The following is a 15,489-nucleotide window of genomic DNA, read 5'->3' as shown; positions in this document are numbered from 1 at the left end:
ATTTCAGGATAATGAAGAAGACACTGAGCTTTTAGGAGAAAGAGAAGGGAGGGTTGACAGCCTTTTAGATACTCTATATAATCTCTCCGAGGAGAAGGAGGCGTTTTTCATCACACAAAAAATGAAAAAGCTGTTTTCCGTAAAGCTTAGCAAAAGCAAAGTCATTCTGGTTGCTGCTTGTTTGCTTTTGGCAGGAAGCGGGACTGCGTACGCAGCTCATGAGCTGACGAAACAATCAGTCTCAATTTCTATCAATGGCAAAAAGAAACATATACGCACACATGCAAGTACAGTCGGTGATCTTTTAGAGACGCTTGATATAAAGACAAGAGACGAAGACAAGATCACACCTGCTAAACAGACAAAGATAACAGCAGATATGGACGTTGTGTATGAGGCTGCAAAACCTGTGAAGCTTACTATAAACGGGGAAGAAAAGACATTATGGTCAACAGCAAAAACGGTCGGTGCATTACTGGACGAACAAGATGTTGATGTGAAAGAACACGATCAAATTGATCCTGCAATAGATACAGATATTTCGAAAGACATGAAGATTAACATACAGCCCGCATTCCAGGTTACTGTGAATGATGGAGGAAAACAAAAGAAGATCTGGACGACTTCGACTACGGTCGCTGACTTTTTAAAACAGCAAAAGATGAGCATAAAAGACGAAGATAAAATCAAGCCTGCGTTAGATGCAAAGCTGACAAAAGGAAAGGCTGATATAACAATTACTCGTATCGAAAAGGTCACCGATGTAGTTGAAGAGAAAATCGCGTTCGATGTGAAAAAGCAAGAAGACGCTTCTCTTGAAAAAGGGAAAGAAAAGGTCGTCCAAAAAGGAAAAGAAGGCAAGCTTAAAAAACATTTCGAAGTCGTAAAAGAAAACGGCAAAGAAGTGTCTAGAGAGCTTATTAAAGAAGAAACAGCTGAACAAAGCAAAGACAAAGTGATTGCTGTCGGCACAAAGCAAAGCAGTCCAAAGGTTGAAAAGGTCAGTGCTTCCGGTGATTCAAAAACAGTTGTGTCCCGCAGCAATGAATCAACAGGCAAGGTCATGACTGTATCATCTACGGCTTATACGGCAAGCTGCAGCGGTTGTTCTGGACACACTGCGACAGGCGTCAATTTAAAAAATAATCCGAATGCCAAGGTCATCGCTGTGGATCCCAATGTCATTCCGCTAGGCTCCAAAGTCCACGTTGAAGGCTATGGATATGCTATTGCTGCAGATACGGGTTCAGCGATTAAAGGGAACAAAATAGATGTCTTTTTCCCAGAGAAATCATCGGCTTACCGATGGGGAAATAAAACAGTCAAAATTAAAATCTTAAATTAATATATACTTATGTATTCAGAGGGTTTTGCGCCCTCTGTTTTTTTCGTTATAATAGACAAAGTGTATTTTCTGCTTATTAGACGCTCGATATAAGAAAAAGTTTCATGAATATACAAAAGTTTTTATTTTGTCTTGGAGGAAATAATGAAAATAAAAGAGATCATTGTGGTCGAGGGGCGTGATGACACGGCCCGCATCAAATTGGCTGTTGATGCAGACACAATTGAAACAAATGGTTCAGCCATCGATGATCATGTGATTGACCAAATCCGCTTGGCCCAGAAGACCAGAGGCGTCATCATTTTAACGGATCCGGACTTCCCGGGAGAGAAGATCCGCAAAACCATTTCAGAGGCTGTACCCGGCTGTAAGCATGCATTTTTGCCAAAGCATCTTGCCAAACCTAAAAACAAGCGGGGAATCGGTGTGGAGCACGCATCGATTGAAAGCATTAGAGCATGTTTAGAAAACGTGCACGAAGAGATGGAAGCGCAGCCCAGTGACATTTCAGCTGAGGATCTGATTCATGCCGGATTGATTGGCGGATCTGCGGCCAAACGGCGCCGCGAACGGTTGGGGGATCTGTTGAAAATCGGCTATACCAATGGCAAACAGCTTCAAAAACGGCTTCAAATGTTTCAAATTAAAAAAGGTGATTTTATGAGTGCGCTCGATACCGTTTTGCGGGAGGAACAGAATGAATAAAGATATTGCGACACCGATAAGAACGAAAGAGATACTGAAAAAATACGGTTTTTCTTTTAAAAAGAGCTTAGGACAGAATTTCTTAATTGATACAAACATTTTAGACAGAATTGTCGACCACGCGGAAGTGACGGAAAATACCGGTGTTATTGAAATTGGCCCGGGAATCGGGGCGTTGACCGAACAGCTTGCCAAGCGGGCGAAAAAGGTTGTGGCATTTGAGATTGACCAGCGATTATTGCCGATCCTGAAAGATACACTGTCCCCTTACGACAATGTGACTGTTATTCATCAGGACGTATTAAAGGCTGATGTCAAATCAGTTATTGAAGAACAATTCCAAGGCTGTGATGAGATCATGGTTGTAGCCAATCTTCCTTATTATGTGACAACGCCGATTATCATGAAATTGCTTGAAGAGCATCTTCCGCTGAAAGGAATTGTGGTCATGCTGCAAAAAGAAGTGGCAGATCGCATGGCGGCAGACCCTTCATCCAAGGAATACGGTTCACTTTCTATCGCGGTGCAATTTTATACAGAAGCCAAAACGGTAATGACCGTTCCGAAAACCGTATTTGTTCCTCAGCCTAATGTCGATTCTGCAGTTATTCGGCTGATTCTGCGTGACGGCCCGGCAGTTGATGTGGAAAACGAAGCCTTTTTCTTTCAGTTAATCAAGGCGAGCTTTGCTCAGCGCCGTAAAACGCTGCTCAATAACTTAGTCAACAACCTGCCTGAAGGAAAAATGCAAAAATCAACGATTGAGCAAGTGCTGGAAGAAACGAATATTGACGGCAGGCGCCGAGGTGAATCCCTGTCTATTGAGGAGTTCGCGGCGCTGTCTAACGGATTGTATAAAGCCCTTTTCTAAAAGGGCTTTTTGTTTTGCGCACCACATGGACTGCCGCTACATAGGCTAGAGAAGGACCTTTAAATTCAATGATAAGAAAAACTTGGACTCAGCGAAAAAAGGCGCTTTCTCAAGGCTCTTTCTTTCATGATGAGGCTTAGTCTATGTGTGGAGTGAGGAACGTGCAATTTCAAATAGGGGATATGGTAGCCAGAAAATCCTATCAAATGGATGTTTTGTTTCGCATTATAGGAATAGAGCAAACAAGCAAAGGGAATTCAATCGCCATTTTGCATGGTGATGAAGTCAGGCTGATTGCTGATTCGGATTTTTCTGATCTGGTCGCAGTAAAAAAAGATGAGCAGATGATGCGGAAAAAGAAAGATGAGAGCAGAATGAATGAATCGCTCGAATTGCTCCGCCAGGATTATAAGCTGCTCAGAGAAAAGCAGGAGTACTATGCGACAAGCCAATATCAGCATCAGGAGCATTATTTTCACATGCCGGGCAAGGTGCTTCATCTGGACGGTGATGAAGCGTATCTGAAAAAATGCCTGAATGTCTATAAAAAAATTGGAGTGCCAGTATACGGCATCCATTGCCATGAAAAGAAGATGTCTGCTTCTATAGAAGAATTGCTCGACAAATATCGACCTGACATCCTGGTCATAACAGGGCATGATGCGTACTCAAAGCAAAAGGGCAGCATTGATGATTTGAACGCGTATAGACATTCAAAGCACTTTGTTGAAACAGTTCAGAACGCCCGAAAAAAGATCCCTCACTTAGATCAGCTTGTTATTTTTGCGGGGGCGTGCCAATCCCATTTTGAATCGCTCATAAAAGCGGGGGCAAATTTTGCGAGTTCACCATCAAGAGTAAATATTCATGCGCTTGATCCGGTATATATCGTCGCGAAAATCAGTTTCACACCGTTTATGGAACGAATCAATGTATGGGAAGTGCTCCGTAATACGCTGACAAGAGAGAAAGGGCTTGGAGGTATTGAAACAAGAGGAGTGCTGAGAATTGGAATGCCTTATAAGTCCAATTAACAGATGAAAACCTGCATAGGGATCTATGCGGGTTTTTTATTTTACATAAGGATACATAATTTACCGAAACTTGCGGAAAATAATTGAGGAATCATAGAATTTTGTCAAAATAATTTTATTGACAACGTCTTATTAACGTTGATATAATTTAAATTTTATTTGACAAAAATGGGCTCGTGTTGTACAATAAATGTAGTGAGGTGGATGCAATGGCGAAGACGTTGTCCGATATTAAAAGATCGCTTGATGGGAATTTAGGTAAAAGGCTGACGTTAAAAGCAAACGGTGGCCGCCGAAAAACGATTGAGCGTTCGGGCATTTTAGCTGAGACGTACCCTTCTGTTTTTGTGATACAACTAGATCAAGACGAGAACTCGTTTGAAAGAGTTTCATACAGTTATGCTGATATTTTGACTGAGACTGTTGAGCTGACATTTAATGATGACGCCGCAAGCTCAGTGGCATTTTAATGGGCAGTGAACCTTTTGTTTACTGCTTTTTGTTTTGCCCTTTTTTGGTTTCCAATAATTTTAATGAAAGTTCCATCTGATTTAACAAAAGATAAAACGGTCACATATTATCGTGACGTGCACGAATGGCTATCACTTCTAAAAAAGGGGTTGTTTCGTTTGGGCAGACGTCGTGGAGTTATGTCAGATGAGTTTAAATATGAGCTGGCTAAAGACCTTGGTTTTTATGACACAGTCAAAAATGGGGGCTGGGGCGAAATTCGGGCCCGTGATGCCGGTAATATGGTAAAGCGCGCTATTGAAATCGCCGAACAGCAAATGGCTCAGAATCAGAATAACCGATAAGGATGTGACCCGGGGGACATGCCGTTCCCCGGTTATTTGTGTTGGATATAAATACATAATGGTCTGAAATATGGATATGTTCATCCTGTACTTCAAATGTGATACAATGTTCATACTTATGTTTAGATGGAGAAGTAGGTGAAAGCTATGCGTATTTTAGAAAAAGCGCCAGCGAAGATCAATCTGTCACTTGACGTAACCCGAAAACGCCCGGATGGCTATCATGAAGTTGAAATGATTATGACGACGATTGACTTAGCGGATCGGATTGAATTGACGGAGCTGGCAGAGGATGAAGTGAGGGTTTCCTCCCACAACCGTTTTGTGCCTGACGACCAAAGAAACTTAGCTTATCAGGCTGCCAAGCTGATCAAAGACAGATACAACGTGAAAAAGGGAGTTTCCATCATGATTACGAAGGTGATTCCGGTGGCTGCCGGTCTTGCCGGCGGAAGCAGTGATGCGGCGGCGACGCTCAGAGGGCTGAACAGACTGTGGAATTTAAATCTTTCTGCAGAAACGCTTGCTGAGCTTGGAGCGGAAATTGGCTCTGACGTTTCATTTTGTGTCTATGGTGGGACTGCACTAGCAACAGGACGCGGCGAGCAGATTAAACACATCAGCACGCCTCCGCATTGCTGGGTCATTCTAGCGAAGCCGACAATCGGTGTATCAACTGCTGAGGTGTACAGACAGCTGAAGCTAGATGAGGTAGAGCATCCAGATGTACATGGTATGATTGAGGCTATAGAAGAAAAGAGTTTTCAAAAGATGTGCAGCCGTTTAGGCAATGTGCTTGAATCTGTAACGCTTGATATGCATCCTGAAGTCGCAATGATCAAAAACCAGATGAAACGATTTGGCGCAGATGCCGTGTTAATGAGCGGGAGCGGCCCGACAGTGTTTGGATTGGTTCAGTATGAATCGAAGGTGCAAAGAATTTATAACGGGTTAAGAGGCTTCTGCGATCAAGTTTATGCGGTGAGAATGATCGGCGAACAGAACGCTCTTGATTAAATCCGTATGTTAAGTTATATTGTTCTTAAAATATTCGGATTTTGGGGGTAAGTTCATGAAGTTTCGTCGCAGCGGCAGATTGGTGGACTTAACAAATTACTTGTTAACCCATCCGCACGAGTTAATACCGCTAACCTTTTTTTCTGAGCGGTATGAATCTGCAAAATCATCGATCAGTGAAGATTTAACAATTATTAAGCAAACCTTTGAACAGCAGGGAATTGGTACTTTGCTTACTGTTCCCGGAGCTGCCGGAGGCGTCAAATATATTCCGAAAATGAAGCAGGCTGAAGCAGAAGAGTTTGTGCAGACACTTGGACAGTCGCTGGCAAATCCTGAGCGTATCCTTCCGGGCGGTTATGTATATTTAACGGATATCTTAGGAAAGCCATCTGTACTCTCCAAGGTAGGGAAGCTGTTTGCTTCTGTGTTTGCAGATCGCGAAATTGATGTTGTCATGACCGTTGCCACGAAAGGCATCCCTCTGGCGTACGCAGCTGCGAGCTATCTGAATGTGCCTGTCGTCATCGTTCGCAAAGACAACAAGGTAACCGAGGGCTCCACAGTCAGCATTAATTACGTCTCAGGCTCCTCCAACCGCATCCAAACGATGTCACTTGCGAAAAGAAGCATGAAAACGGGTTCAAACGTACTCATTATCGATGACTTTATGAAAGCAGGCGGTACAATCAATGGTATGATTAACCTGTTGGATGAGTTTAACGCAAATGTGGCGGGGATCGGCGTCTTGGTTGAAGCCGAGGGAGTAGATGAACGTCTTGTTGATGAATATATGTCACTTCTTACTCTTTCAACCATCAACATGAAAGAGAAGTCCATTGAAATTCAGAATGGCAATTTTCTGCGTTTTTTTAAAGACAATCTTTTAAAGAATGGAGAGACAGAATCATGACAAAAGCAGTCCACACAAAACACGCCCCAGCGGCAATCGGGCCATACTCACAAGGGATTATCGTAAACAATATGTTTTACAGCTCTGGCCAAATCCCGTTAACTCCTTCAGGCGAAATGGTGAACGGTGATATTAAGGAGCAGACTCATCAAGTATTCAGCAATTTAAAAGCGGTGCTGGAAGAAGCAGGCGCTTCTTTTGAAACAGTTGTAAAAGCGACTGTATTTATCGCGGATATGGAACAGTTTGCGGAAGTAAACGAAGTGTACGGACAATATTTTGACACTCACAAACCGGCGAGATCTTGCGTGGAAGTTGCGAGACTTCCGAAGGACGCGCTGGTTGAGATTGAAGTAATTGCATTGGTAAAATAATAAGAAAAGTGATTCTGGGTAAGCTTGGAATCACTTTTTTATTTACCTTATGCCCGGATTAAAAGCGTTATGACCTAATTGTGTAACTATATCCTATTTTTTCAAAAAATATTTTAAAAACGAGCAGGATTTCAGAAAAAATCGTGGAATTGATACACTAATGCTTTTATATAGGGAAAAGGTGGTGAACTACTGTGGAAGTTACTGACGTAAGATTACGCCGCGTGAATACCGATGGTCGCATGAGAGCGATTGCATCCATCACGCTGGATCACGAATTTGTTGTACATGATATTCGTGTGATTGATGGAAACAATGGTCTTTTCGTTGCGATGCCGAGTAAACGCACCCCTGATGGAGAGTTCCGCGATATTGCTCATCCTATTAATTCAAGCACGCGAGGAAAGATTCAAGATGCCGTGTTAAATGAGTATCATCGTCTGGGTGACACTGAAGCATTAGAATTCGAAGAAGCTGGAGCTTCTTAAAAAATAACCAAAAAGCAAGGACTGCTGTAAGGGCTGACAAAAGCCTTTTTCCGGCAGTCCTTTTTTAATTCTGATTTTTCAAACTTAATTGTACTCAATAGAAAATTCTTGCACTTCATGAAGTCTCCTTGAAATCAGAAGATATTTAGGATATATTTTTCTATGGATAAAAGGGATATTGGAGGCCAATAAATGGATAAGCGGTTTGCAGTTGTTTTAGCGGCTGGACAAGGAACGAGAATGAAATCGAAGCTTTATAAAGTCCTTCATCCAGTTTGCGGTAAGCCTATGGTAGAGCACGTCGTGGACGAAGCCTTAAAGTTATCTTTATCGAAGCTTGTCACGATTGTCGGACATGGTGCGGAAGAAGTGAAAAAGCAGCTTGGTGATAAAAGCGAGTACGCGCTTCAAGCAGAACAGCTTGGCACTGCTCATGCTGTAAAACAGGCACAGCCATTTCTTGCTGACGAAAAAGGCGTCACGATTGTTATTTGCGGAGATACGCCGCTTTTAACAGCAGAGACAATGGAACAGATGCTGAAAGAACATACACAAAGAGAAGCGAAAGCTACGATTTTAACTGCGGTTGCAGAAGATCCAACCGGATACGGCCGCATTATTCGCGGCGAAAACGGAGCGGTTCAAAAAATCGTTGAGCATAAGGACGCCTCTGAAGAAGAACGTCTTGTAACTGAGATCAATACCGGTACGTATTGTTTTGATAATGAAGCGTTATTCCGGGCCATTGATCAGGTGTCTAATGACAATGCTCAAGGCGAGTATTATTTGCCGGACGTCATAGAGATTCTTAAAAACGAAGGCGAAACTGTTGCCGCTTACCAGACTGGTAATTTCCAAGAAACGCTCGGAGTTAATGATAGAGTTGCTCTTTCTCAGGCAGAACAATTTATGAAAGAGCGCATTAATAAACGGCATATGCAAAATGGCGTAACGCTGATTGACCCGATGAACACGTATATTTCTCCTGAAGCTGTTATCGGAAGCGACACTGTGATTTATCCTGGAACTGTGATTAAAGGTGAGGTGCAAATCGGAGAAGATACGATTATCGGCCCTCATACGGAGATTATGAATAGTTCAATTGGCAGCCGGACAGTCATTAAACAATCGGTAGTCAATCACAGTAAAGTGGGGAATGATGTAAACATAGGACCTTTTGCTCACATCAGACCTGATTCTGTCATCGGGAATGAAGTGAAGATCGGGAATTTTGTTGAAATCAAAAAGACTCATTTCGGAGACCGAAGTAAAGCTTCTCATTTAAGCTATATCGGTGATGCTGAGGTAGGTACAGATGTAAACTTGGGGTGCGGTTCAATAACTGTCAATTATGACGGAAAGAATAAATATTTGACGAAAATTGAAGACGGCGCGTTTATCGGCTGCAACTCTAACTTGGTTGCCCCTGTTACAGTCGGAGAAGGCGCTTATGTGGCGGCAGGTTCAACTGTTACAGAAGATGTACCTGGAAAAGCGCTTGCTATTGCCAGAGCGAGACAAGTAAATAAAGATGATTATGTGAAAAATATTCATAAAAAATAATCCTAAATTCGGAGGTTTATCCATGTCTAATCAATACGGAGATGAGAATTTAAAGATTTTTTCTTTGAATTCGAATCCAGAGCTTGCAAAAGAAATCGCAGATATAGTTGGAGTTCAATTAGGGAAATGTTCTGTCACAAGATTTAGTGACGGGGAAGTCCAGATTAATATCGAAGAAAGTATTCGCGGATGTGATTGTTATATCATCCAGTCTACAAGTGACCCCGTTAACGAGCATATTATGGAACTGCTGATTATGGTAGATGCGTTAAAACGCGCTTCTGCAAAAACGATTAACATTGTTATTCCTTATTACGGTTATGCGCGTCAAGACAGAAAGGCAAGATCCCGTGAGCCAATTACAGCAAAACTTTTCGCTAACCTGCTTGAAACAGCTGGTGCGACTCGTGTGATTGCACTTGATCTGCATGCGCCGCAAATTCAAGGATTCTTTGATATACCGATTGACCACTTAATGGGTGTTCCGATTTTAGGAGAATATTTTGAAGGCAAAAACCTTGAAGATATCGTCATTGTTTCACCAGACCATGGCGGTGTGACACGCGCCCGCAAACTGGCTGACCGACTAAAAGCGCCGATTGCGATCATCGACAAACGCCGTCCGCGTCCGAACGTGGCGGAAGTCATGAATATTGTAGGTAACATCGAAGGGAAGACTGCTATCCTCATCGATGACATTATTGATACTGCAGGTACGATTACCCTTGCTGCTAATGCGCTCGTTGAAAACGGAGCGAAAGAAGTATATGCATGCTGTACACACCCTGTACTATCAGGCCCTGCTGTTGAGCGGATTAATAATTCAACAATTAAAGAGCTTGTGGTGACAAACAGCATCAAGCTTCCTGAAGAAAAGAAAATTGAACGGTTCAAGCAGCTTTCAGTCGGACCGCTTCTGGCTGAGGCAATTATTCGCGTTCATGAGCAGCAATCCGTCAGCTATCTGTTCAGCTAAACCGATTTGAAGGTTTAAATCCTTATCGTTATGGGTATTGTTTGTAATAGGACAATAAAACGATAATAGGATGGTGCTGAATATGGCAACTTTAACGGCAAAAGAAAGAACGGACTTTACGCGTTCATCTCTTCGGAATATCCGTACTTCAGGACATGTTCCAGGTATCATATATGGGAAAGACACGGGAAATAAACCTATATCATTAGACAGTGTGGAGCTGATCAAAACGCTGAGAGACGAAGGCAAAAATACAGTCATCACACTGGATGTCAGCGGAGAAAAACATTCTGTCATGGTAACAGACCTGCAAACGGACCCGCTGAAAAATGAAATCACTCATGCTGACTTTCAAGTCGTCAATATGAGTGAAGACATTGAGGTGGAAGTCCCGATTCATCTGACCGGAGAAGCCATTGGAGTGAAAAACGGAGGCGTATTGCAGCAGCCGCTGTATGCACTTACTGTAAAGGCTAAGCCAAAAGCCATTCCGCAAACCATTGAGGCTGATATTTCAAATCTCGATGTGAATGAAGTACTGACGATTGCGGATTTGCCTGCTGGTGGTGACTACTCCTTTCATCATGAATCAGACGAGGTCGTGGCTTCTATCCTTCCTCCGCAGCAGCAGGAAGCAGCTGAGATCGATGAAGAGGAATCTGCCGACGCTCAGCCTGAAGGTGAAAACAAAGAACAATAATAGCTTAAGGCGTAACCCTCCCGCGGTTACGTCTTTTGTGCTAGAATGAGAAGAATTATAGCCCGCTTATGAAGCCGGGAGTTTAAGTGACTAAGGGAGGATTCGCCATGCTTGTGATTGCCGGTCTCGGGAACCCGGGGAAGAACTATGAAAATACACGGCATAATGTCGGATTTATGGTGATAGATCAGCTCGCGAAGGAATGGAATATTGAGCTGAATCAAAATAAATTTAACGGATTATACGGAACGGGATTTGTTTCCGGCAAAAAGGTTCTACTTGTTAAACCGCTTACATATATGAATTTATCAGGAGAATGTTTGCGGCCTTTAATGGACTATTATGATGTCGATAACGAGGATTTGACAGTCATTTATGACGATCTCGATCTTCCGACTGGCAAGATCCGTTTAAGAACAAAAGGAAGCGCCGGGGGGCACAATGGCATCAAATCACTGATCCAGCATCTTGGAACATCCGAGTTTGACCGTATCCGCATCGGAATCGGCCGGCCTGTAAACGGCATGAAGGTCGTTGATTATGTGTTAGGCTCCTTTACTAAGGAAGAGGCGCCTTCAATTGATGAAGCGGTCGATAAATCTGTGAAGGCTTGTGAGGCTTCTCTGAGTAAACCGTTTTTAGAAGTCATGAACGAATTTAACGCAAAGGTATAAAATAAAACAACAAAGTCCATACTACACCAAAATGACTTTTTCATCAGGAGGTCCCTTGTATGGCTTTGCATTATTATTGTCGTCATTGCGGAGTGAAAGTAGGCAGTCTCGAATCTTCCATGGTATCGACAGACTCACTTGGATTTCAGCACTTAACAAATGAGGAAAGAAACGATATGATTTCTTATAAAGAAAATGGAGATGTCCATGTTTTGACAATATGTGAAGATTGCCAAGAGGCGCTTGACCGAAATCCGCATTACCACGAATATCACACATTTATTCAATAAAAAGCTTTGGTGTAGACACTAGACCAAAGCGTTTTTCTGTTCTCACAGGAAACAGAGAGGAGGGGCCATATGGACAACATTCAAACCTATATCAAAGAAAGCGATGACTTTAAATCCATCATCAACGGTTTACACGAGGGGCTGAAGGAACAGCTGCTCGCGGGTCTGTCGGGTTCCGCGCGTTCTGTTTTTACTTCTGCCCTGGCTAACGAAACGAATAAGCCTATCTTTCTAATCACCCATAACTTATACCAAGCCCAGAAAGTAACGGATGATCTGACTTCACTTTTAGAGGATCGGTCTGTCCTTTTGTACCCCGTCAATGAACTCATTTCATCAGAAATTGCAGTCGCAAGCCCTGAATTGCGGGCGCAGCGATTAGATGTCATTAATAGATTAACGAATGGAGAAGCGCCAATTGTCGTTGCTCCTGTAGCTGCAATCAGAAGAATGCTGCCGCCTGTAGAGGTGTGGAAAAACAGCCAAATGCTTATTCAAGTGGGCCATGATATCGAGCCTGATCAGCTTGCATCACGGCTGGTAGAGGTAGGATATGAGCGGTCTGATATGGTTTCAGCACCCGGGGAATTCAGTATTCGCGGAGGAATCATTGACATTTACCCGCTAACTTCAGACAATCCGGTGAGAATTGAACTTTTTGACACCGAAGTAGATTCAATCCGCAGCTTTAACTCAGATGATCAGCGGTCAATTGAGACACTTACCTCTATTCATATCGGTCCTGCGAAGGAGTTGATTATCAGACCTGAAGAAAAAGCGCGGGCGATAGAGAAAATCGATAAGGGTCTTGCCGAAAGCTTGAAAAAATTAAAGCTCGACAAACAAAAAGAAATTCTTCATTCGAATATTTCTCACGACAAAGAGCGCTTGTCTGAAGGCCAGACAGATCAGGAACTGGTGAAGTATCTCTCATATTTCTATGAAAAGCCTGCTAGTTTGCTAGATTATACACCTGATAACACACTTCTGATTTTGGATGAGGTCAGCCGGATTCATGAGATGGAAGACCAGCTTCAGAAAGAAGAAGCGGAGTTCATAACAAACCTTCTCGAGGAAGGGAAGATTTTGCATGACATCAGTTTGTCATTTAACTTCCAAAAAATAGTGGCTGAACAAAAACGGCCTCTGCTGTATTATTCATTGTTTTTGCGGCACGTACAGCATACAAGTCCGCAAAATATCGTCAATGTGTCCAGCAGGCAAATGCAGAGTTTTCATGGCCAAATGAACGTACTCGCGGGTGAAATGGAGCGCTTTAAAAAGTCAAATTTCACCGTTGTATTCTTAGGAGCTAACAAGGAACGCACACAGAAATTATCATCTGTTCTGGCTGATTATGATATCGAAGCGGCTGTGACAGACAGCAAAAAAGCGCTTGTTCAGGGACAGGTCTATATCATGGAAGGTGAGCTCCAATCGGGGTTTGAGCTGCCGTTAATGAAGCTTGCTGTTATTACGGAAGAAGAACTGTTCAAAAACCGTGTGAAAAAGAAACCTAGAAAACAGAAGCTTACCAATGCGGAGCGCATCAAGAGCTATTCTGAGCTTCAAATCGGTGATTATGTCGTGCACATTAATCACGGGATCGGAAAGTACTTGGGGATTGAAACTCTTGAAATCAATGGAATCCACAAAGATTATTTAAACATTCATTATCAGGGAAGCGATAAGCTTTACGTCCCTGTAGATCAAATTGACCAGGTGCAAAAATATGTCGGCTCCGAAGGAAAAGAGCCGAAGCTGTATAAATTAGGCGGAAGCGAATGGAAACGGGTTAAGAAAAAAGTAGAGACATCCGTTCAGGATATTGCTGATGACTTAATTAAGCTCTATGCCGAAAGGGAAGCGAGCAAGGGCTATGCGTTTTCTCCTGACCATGAAATGCAGCGTGAATTTGAATCAGCGTTCCCTTACCAAGAGACTGAAGATCAGCTCCGTTCGATTCACGAAATCAAAAAGGACATGGAAAGAGAACGTCCGATGGACCGCTTGCTGTGCGGAGATGTAGGCTACGGTAAAACAGAGGTTGCGATACGTGCCGCGTTTAAGGCAATCGGTGACGGGAAGCAGGTAGCTCTGCTCGTACCGACAACAATATTGGCACAGCAGCACTATGAAACCATTAAAGAGCGCTTCCAGGACTATCCGATTAATATCGGCCTGCTCAGCAGATTTAGAACGAGAAAAGAAGCGAACGAAACAATCAAAGGGTTGAAAAACGGGACTGTTGATATCGTCATCGGGACGCATCGGCTGCTATCAAAAGATGTCGTGTATAAAGACTTAGGGCTTCTCATCATTGATGAAGAGCAGCGTTTCGGTGTCACCCATAAAGAAAAAATCAAGCAGATCAAAGCCAATGTTGATGTATTAACATTAACAGCGACGCCAATTCCGCGTACGCTGCATATGTCTATGCTTGGCGTAAGGGATCTTTCTGTCATTGAGACGCCGCCGGAAAACCGCTTCCCCGTACAGACGTATGTTGTGGAATACAACGGAGCCCTTGTCAGAGAGGCGATTGAACGTGAGCTTGCGCGCGGTGGCCAGGTCTATTTCTTGTACAACCGGGTAGAGGATATCGAGCGGAAAGCGGATGAAATCTCAATGCTTGTCCCTGACGCGAAGGTAGCATATGCACATGGGAAGATGACAGAAAATGAATTAGAAACCGTTATGCTAAGTTTTCTAGAAGGAGAGGCAGATGTTCTCGTCAGCACAACGATTATTGAAACAGGCGTAGACATCCCGAACGTCAATACCCTGATCGTATTTGACGCTGACAAGATGGGGCTTTCCCAGCTTTATCAGCTAAGGGGACGTGTCGGCCGTTCTAACCGTGTGGCGTATGCGTACTTTACGTATCGCCGGGATAAAGTCCTGACAGAAGTGGCTGAAAAAAGGCTGCAGGCTATTAAGGAATTCACAGAGCTTGGTTCCGGTTTTAAGATTGCCATGCGTGACTTAACGATTCGCGGAGCCGGGAATCTTCTTGGTGCCCAACAGCACGGCTTCATCGATTCGGTTGGGTTTGACCTCTATTCACAAATGCTGAAGGAGGCCATTGAGGAGCGTAAAGGAGACACAGCGAAGACGGAGCAGTTTGAAACCGAGATTGATGTCGAGCTTGATGCGTATATTCCTGAAACCTATATTCAAGACGGCAAACAGAAAATTGACATGTATAAGCGCTTCAGGTCTGTGGCAACAATCGAAGAGAAGAATGAACTTCAGGATGAAATGATCGACCGGTTTGGAAACTATCCAAAAGAAGTCGAATACTTGTTTACTGTTGCAGAGATGAAGGTTTATGCGAAACATGAACGTGTTGAGCTGATTAAGCAGGATAAAGATGCCGTCAGATTGACGATTTCTGAAGAAGCAAGTGCTGAAATTGACGGCCAGAAGCTGTTCGAGCTCGGCAATAAATACGGCAGACAAATCGGACTGGGAATGGAAGGCAAAAAACTCAAAATCTCCATACAAACGAAAGGCCGGAGTGCTGATGAATGGCTCGAAACCGTGCTGGGCATGCTGAAGGGCCTAAAAGATGTGAAAAAGCAAACCATTTCATCAACGTAAATTTTGTTACTCTCTGGTGTATATTACATTTGATGTGATGGATACTAATTTCAAGCGAGGCGGAAGGTACATAAAGTAGCTGCTTTAGGTCTTTCCCACATCTATATACCATCAAATGAAA

16 protein-coding genes are annotated in these 15,489 nt (G+C 43.2%); all 16 read left to right on the top strand.

Annotation, left to right across the window (positions count from 1 at the left end; all coding sequences use genetic code 11):
• The first annotated feature begins 121 nt into the window (after positions 1-121).
• Positions 122-1,345, top strand: a complete 1,224-nt coding sequence (locus MOC09_RS19650) for a ubiquitin-like domain-containing protein (RefSeq protein WP_268367111.1) — start codon at positions 122-124, stop codon at positions 1,343-1,345.
• 144 nt (positions 1,346-1,489) lie between these two features.
• On the top strand, positions 1,490-2,050 hold the full coding sequence (rnmV, locus tag MOC09_RS19645) for a ribonuclease M5 (RefSeq protein WP_268360602.1): 561 nt from the start codon (positions 1,490-1,492) through the stop codon (positions 2,048-2,050).
• Positions 2,043-2,921, top strand: a complete 879-nt coding sequence (gene rsmA / locus MOC09_RS19640; RefSeq protein WP_268360603.1) for a 16S rRNA (adenine(1518)-N(6)/adenine(1519)-N(6))-dimethyltransferase RsmA — start codon at positions 2,043-2,045, stop codon at positions 2,919-2,921. The genes rnmV and rsmA overlap by 8 nt, the downstream gene beginning before the upstream one ends.
• 161 nt (positions 2,922-3,082) lie before the next feature.
• A complete protein-coding gene (gene prtG / locus MOC09_RS19635) occupies positions 3,083-3,955 on the top strand; it encodes a sporulation-specific protease PrtG (protein ID WP_268367110.1) in 873 nt (290 codons plus the stop codon).
• 209 nt (positions 3,956-4,164) lie between these two features.
• Positions 4,165-4,425 carry a biofilm formation stimulator Veg gene (gene veg / locus MOC09_RS19630; RefSeq protein WP_003218330.1) on the top strand — a complete coding sequence of 87 codons (261 nt, stop codon included), beginning with the start codon at positions 4,165-4,167 and terminating at the stop codon, positions 4,423-4,425.
• A 159-nt stretch (positions 4,426-4,584) separates the two neighbouring features.
• The gene (locus tag MOC09_RS19625) at positions 4,585-4,770 is read left to right on the top strand and encodes a small, acid-soluble spore protein, alpha/beta type (RefSeq protein WP_003218333.1); all 186 of its coding nucleotides are present in this window, start codon (positions 4,585-4,587) and stop codon (positions 4,768-4,770) included.
• 147 nt (positions 4,771-4,917) lie between these two features.
• Positions 4,918-5,787, top strand: a complete 870-nt coding sequence (ispE, locus tag MOC09_RS19620; protein ID WP_268360647.1) for a 4-(cytidine 5'-diphospho)-2-C-methyl-D-erythritol kinase — start codon at positions 4,918-4,920, stop codon at positions 5,785-5,787.
• Between the two features lie 55 nt (positions 5,788-5,842).
• Positions 5,843-6,700, top strand: a complete 858-nt coding sequence (gene purR, locus MOC09_RS19615) for a pur operon repressor (RefSeq protein ID WP_003242134.1) — start codon at positions 5,843-5,845, stop codon at positions 6,698-6,700.
• Positions 6,697-7,074 (top strand): 2-iminobutanoate/2-iminopropanoate deaminase, encoded by a 378-nt coding sequence (gene ridA / locus MOC09_RS19610; protein WP_003226738.1) that lies wholly within the window; start codon positions 6,697-6,699, stop codon positions 7,072-7,074. Before purR ends, ridA begins: the two co-directional genes overlap by 4 nt.
• A gap of 194 nt (positions 7,075-7,268) precedes the next feature.
• On the top strand, positions 7,269-7,562 hold the full coding sequence (gene spoVG / locus MOC09_RS19605; RefSeq protein ID WP_003218346.1) for a septation regulator SpoVG: 294 nt from the start codon (positions 7,269-7,271) through the stop codon (positions 7,560-7,562).
• Positions 7,563-7,754: 192 nt separating this feature from the next.
• Positions 7,755-9,125, top strand: coding sequence for a bifunctional UDP-N-acetylglucosamine diphosphorylase/glucosamine-1-phosphate N-acetyltransferase GlmU (glmU, locus tag MOC09_RS19600; protein WP_268360606.1), 1,371 nt, complete (start codon positions 7,755-7,757; stop codon positions 9,123-9,125).
• A gap of 22 nt (positions 9,126-9,147) precedes the next feature.
• Positions 9,148-10,101, top strand: coding sequence for a ribose-phosphate diphosphokinase (locus MOC09_RS19595; protein ID WP_268360608.1), 954 nt, complete (start codon positions 9,148-9,150; stop codon positions 10,099-10,101).
• An 82-nt stretch (positions 10,102-10,183) separates the two neighbouring features.
• Complete coding sequence (locus MOC09_RS19590) at positions 10,184-10,801, top strand: 50S ribosomal protein L25/general stress protein Ctc (RefSeq protein WP_268360610.1); 618 nt, start codon at positions 10,184-10,186, stop codon at positions 10,799-10,801.
• 107 nt (positions 10,802-10,908) lie between these two features.
• Positions 10,909-11,475: an aminoacyl-tRNA hydrolase gene (gene pth / locus MOC09_RS19585; protein WP_268360611.1), complete on the top strand. Its 567-nt coding sequence runs from the start codon at positions 10,909-10,911 to the stop codon at positions 11,473-11,475.
• A 59-nt stretch (positions 11,476-11,534) separates the two neighbouring features.
• The gene (gene fin / locus MOC09_RS19580) at positions 11,535-11,765 is read left to right on the top strand and encodes an anti-sigma-F factor Fin (protein ID WP_003243417.1); all 231 of its coding nucleotides are present in this window, start codon (positions 11,535-11,537) and stop codon (positions 11,763-11,765) included.
• Between the two features lie 69 nt (positions 11,766-11,834).
• Complete coding sequence (gene mfd / locus MOC09_RS19575) at positions 11,835-15,368, top strand: transcription-repair coupling factor (protein WP_268371634.1); 3,534 nt, start codon at positions 11,835-11,837, stop codon at positions 15,366-15,368.
• Positions 15,369-15,489 lie beyond the last annotated feature (121 nt).

The sequence above is a fragment of the Bacillus sp. N12A5 genome (assembly GCF_026790125.1).
Classification (GTDB): Bacteria; Bacillota; Bacilli; order Bacillales; family Bacillaceae; genus Bacillus.
This window is presented reverse-complemented; position numbering and strand designations above follow the sequence as displayed.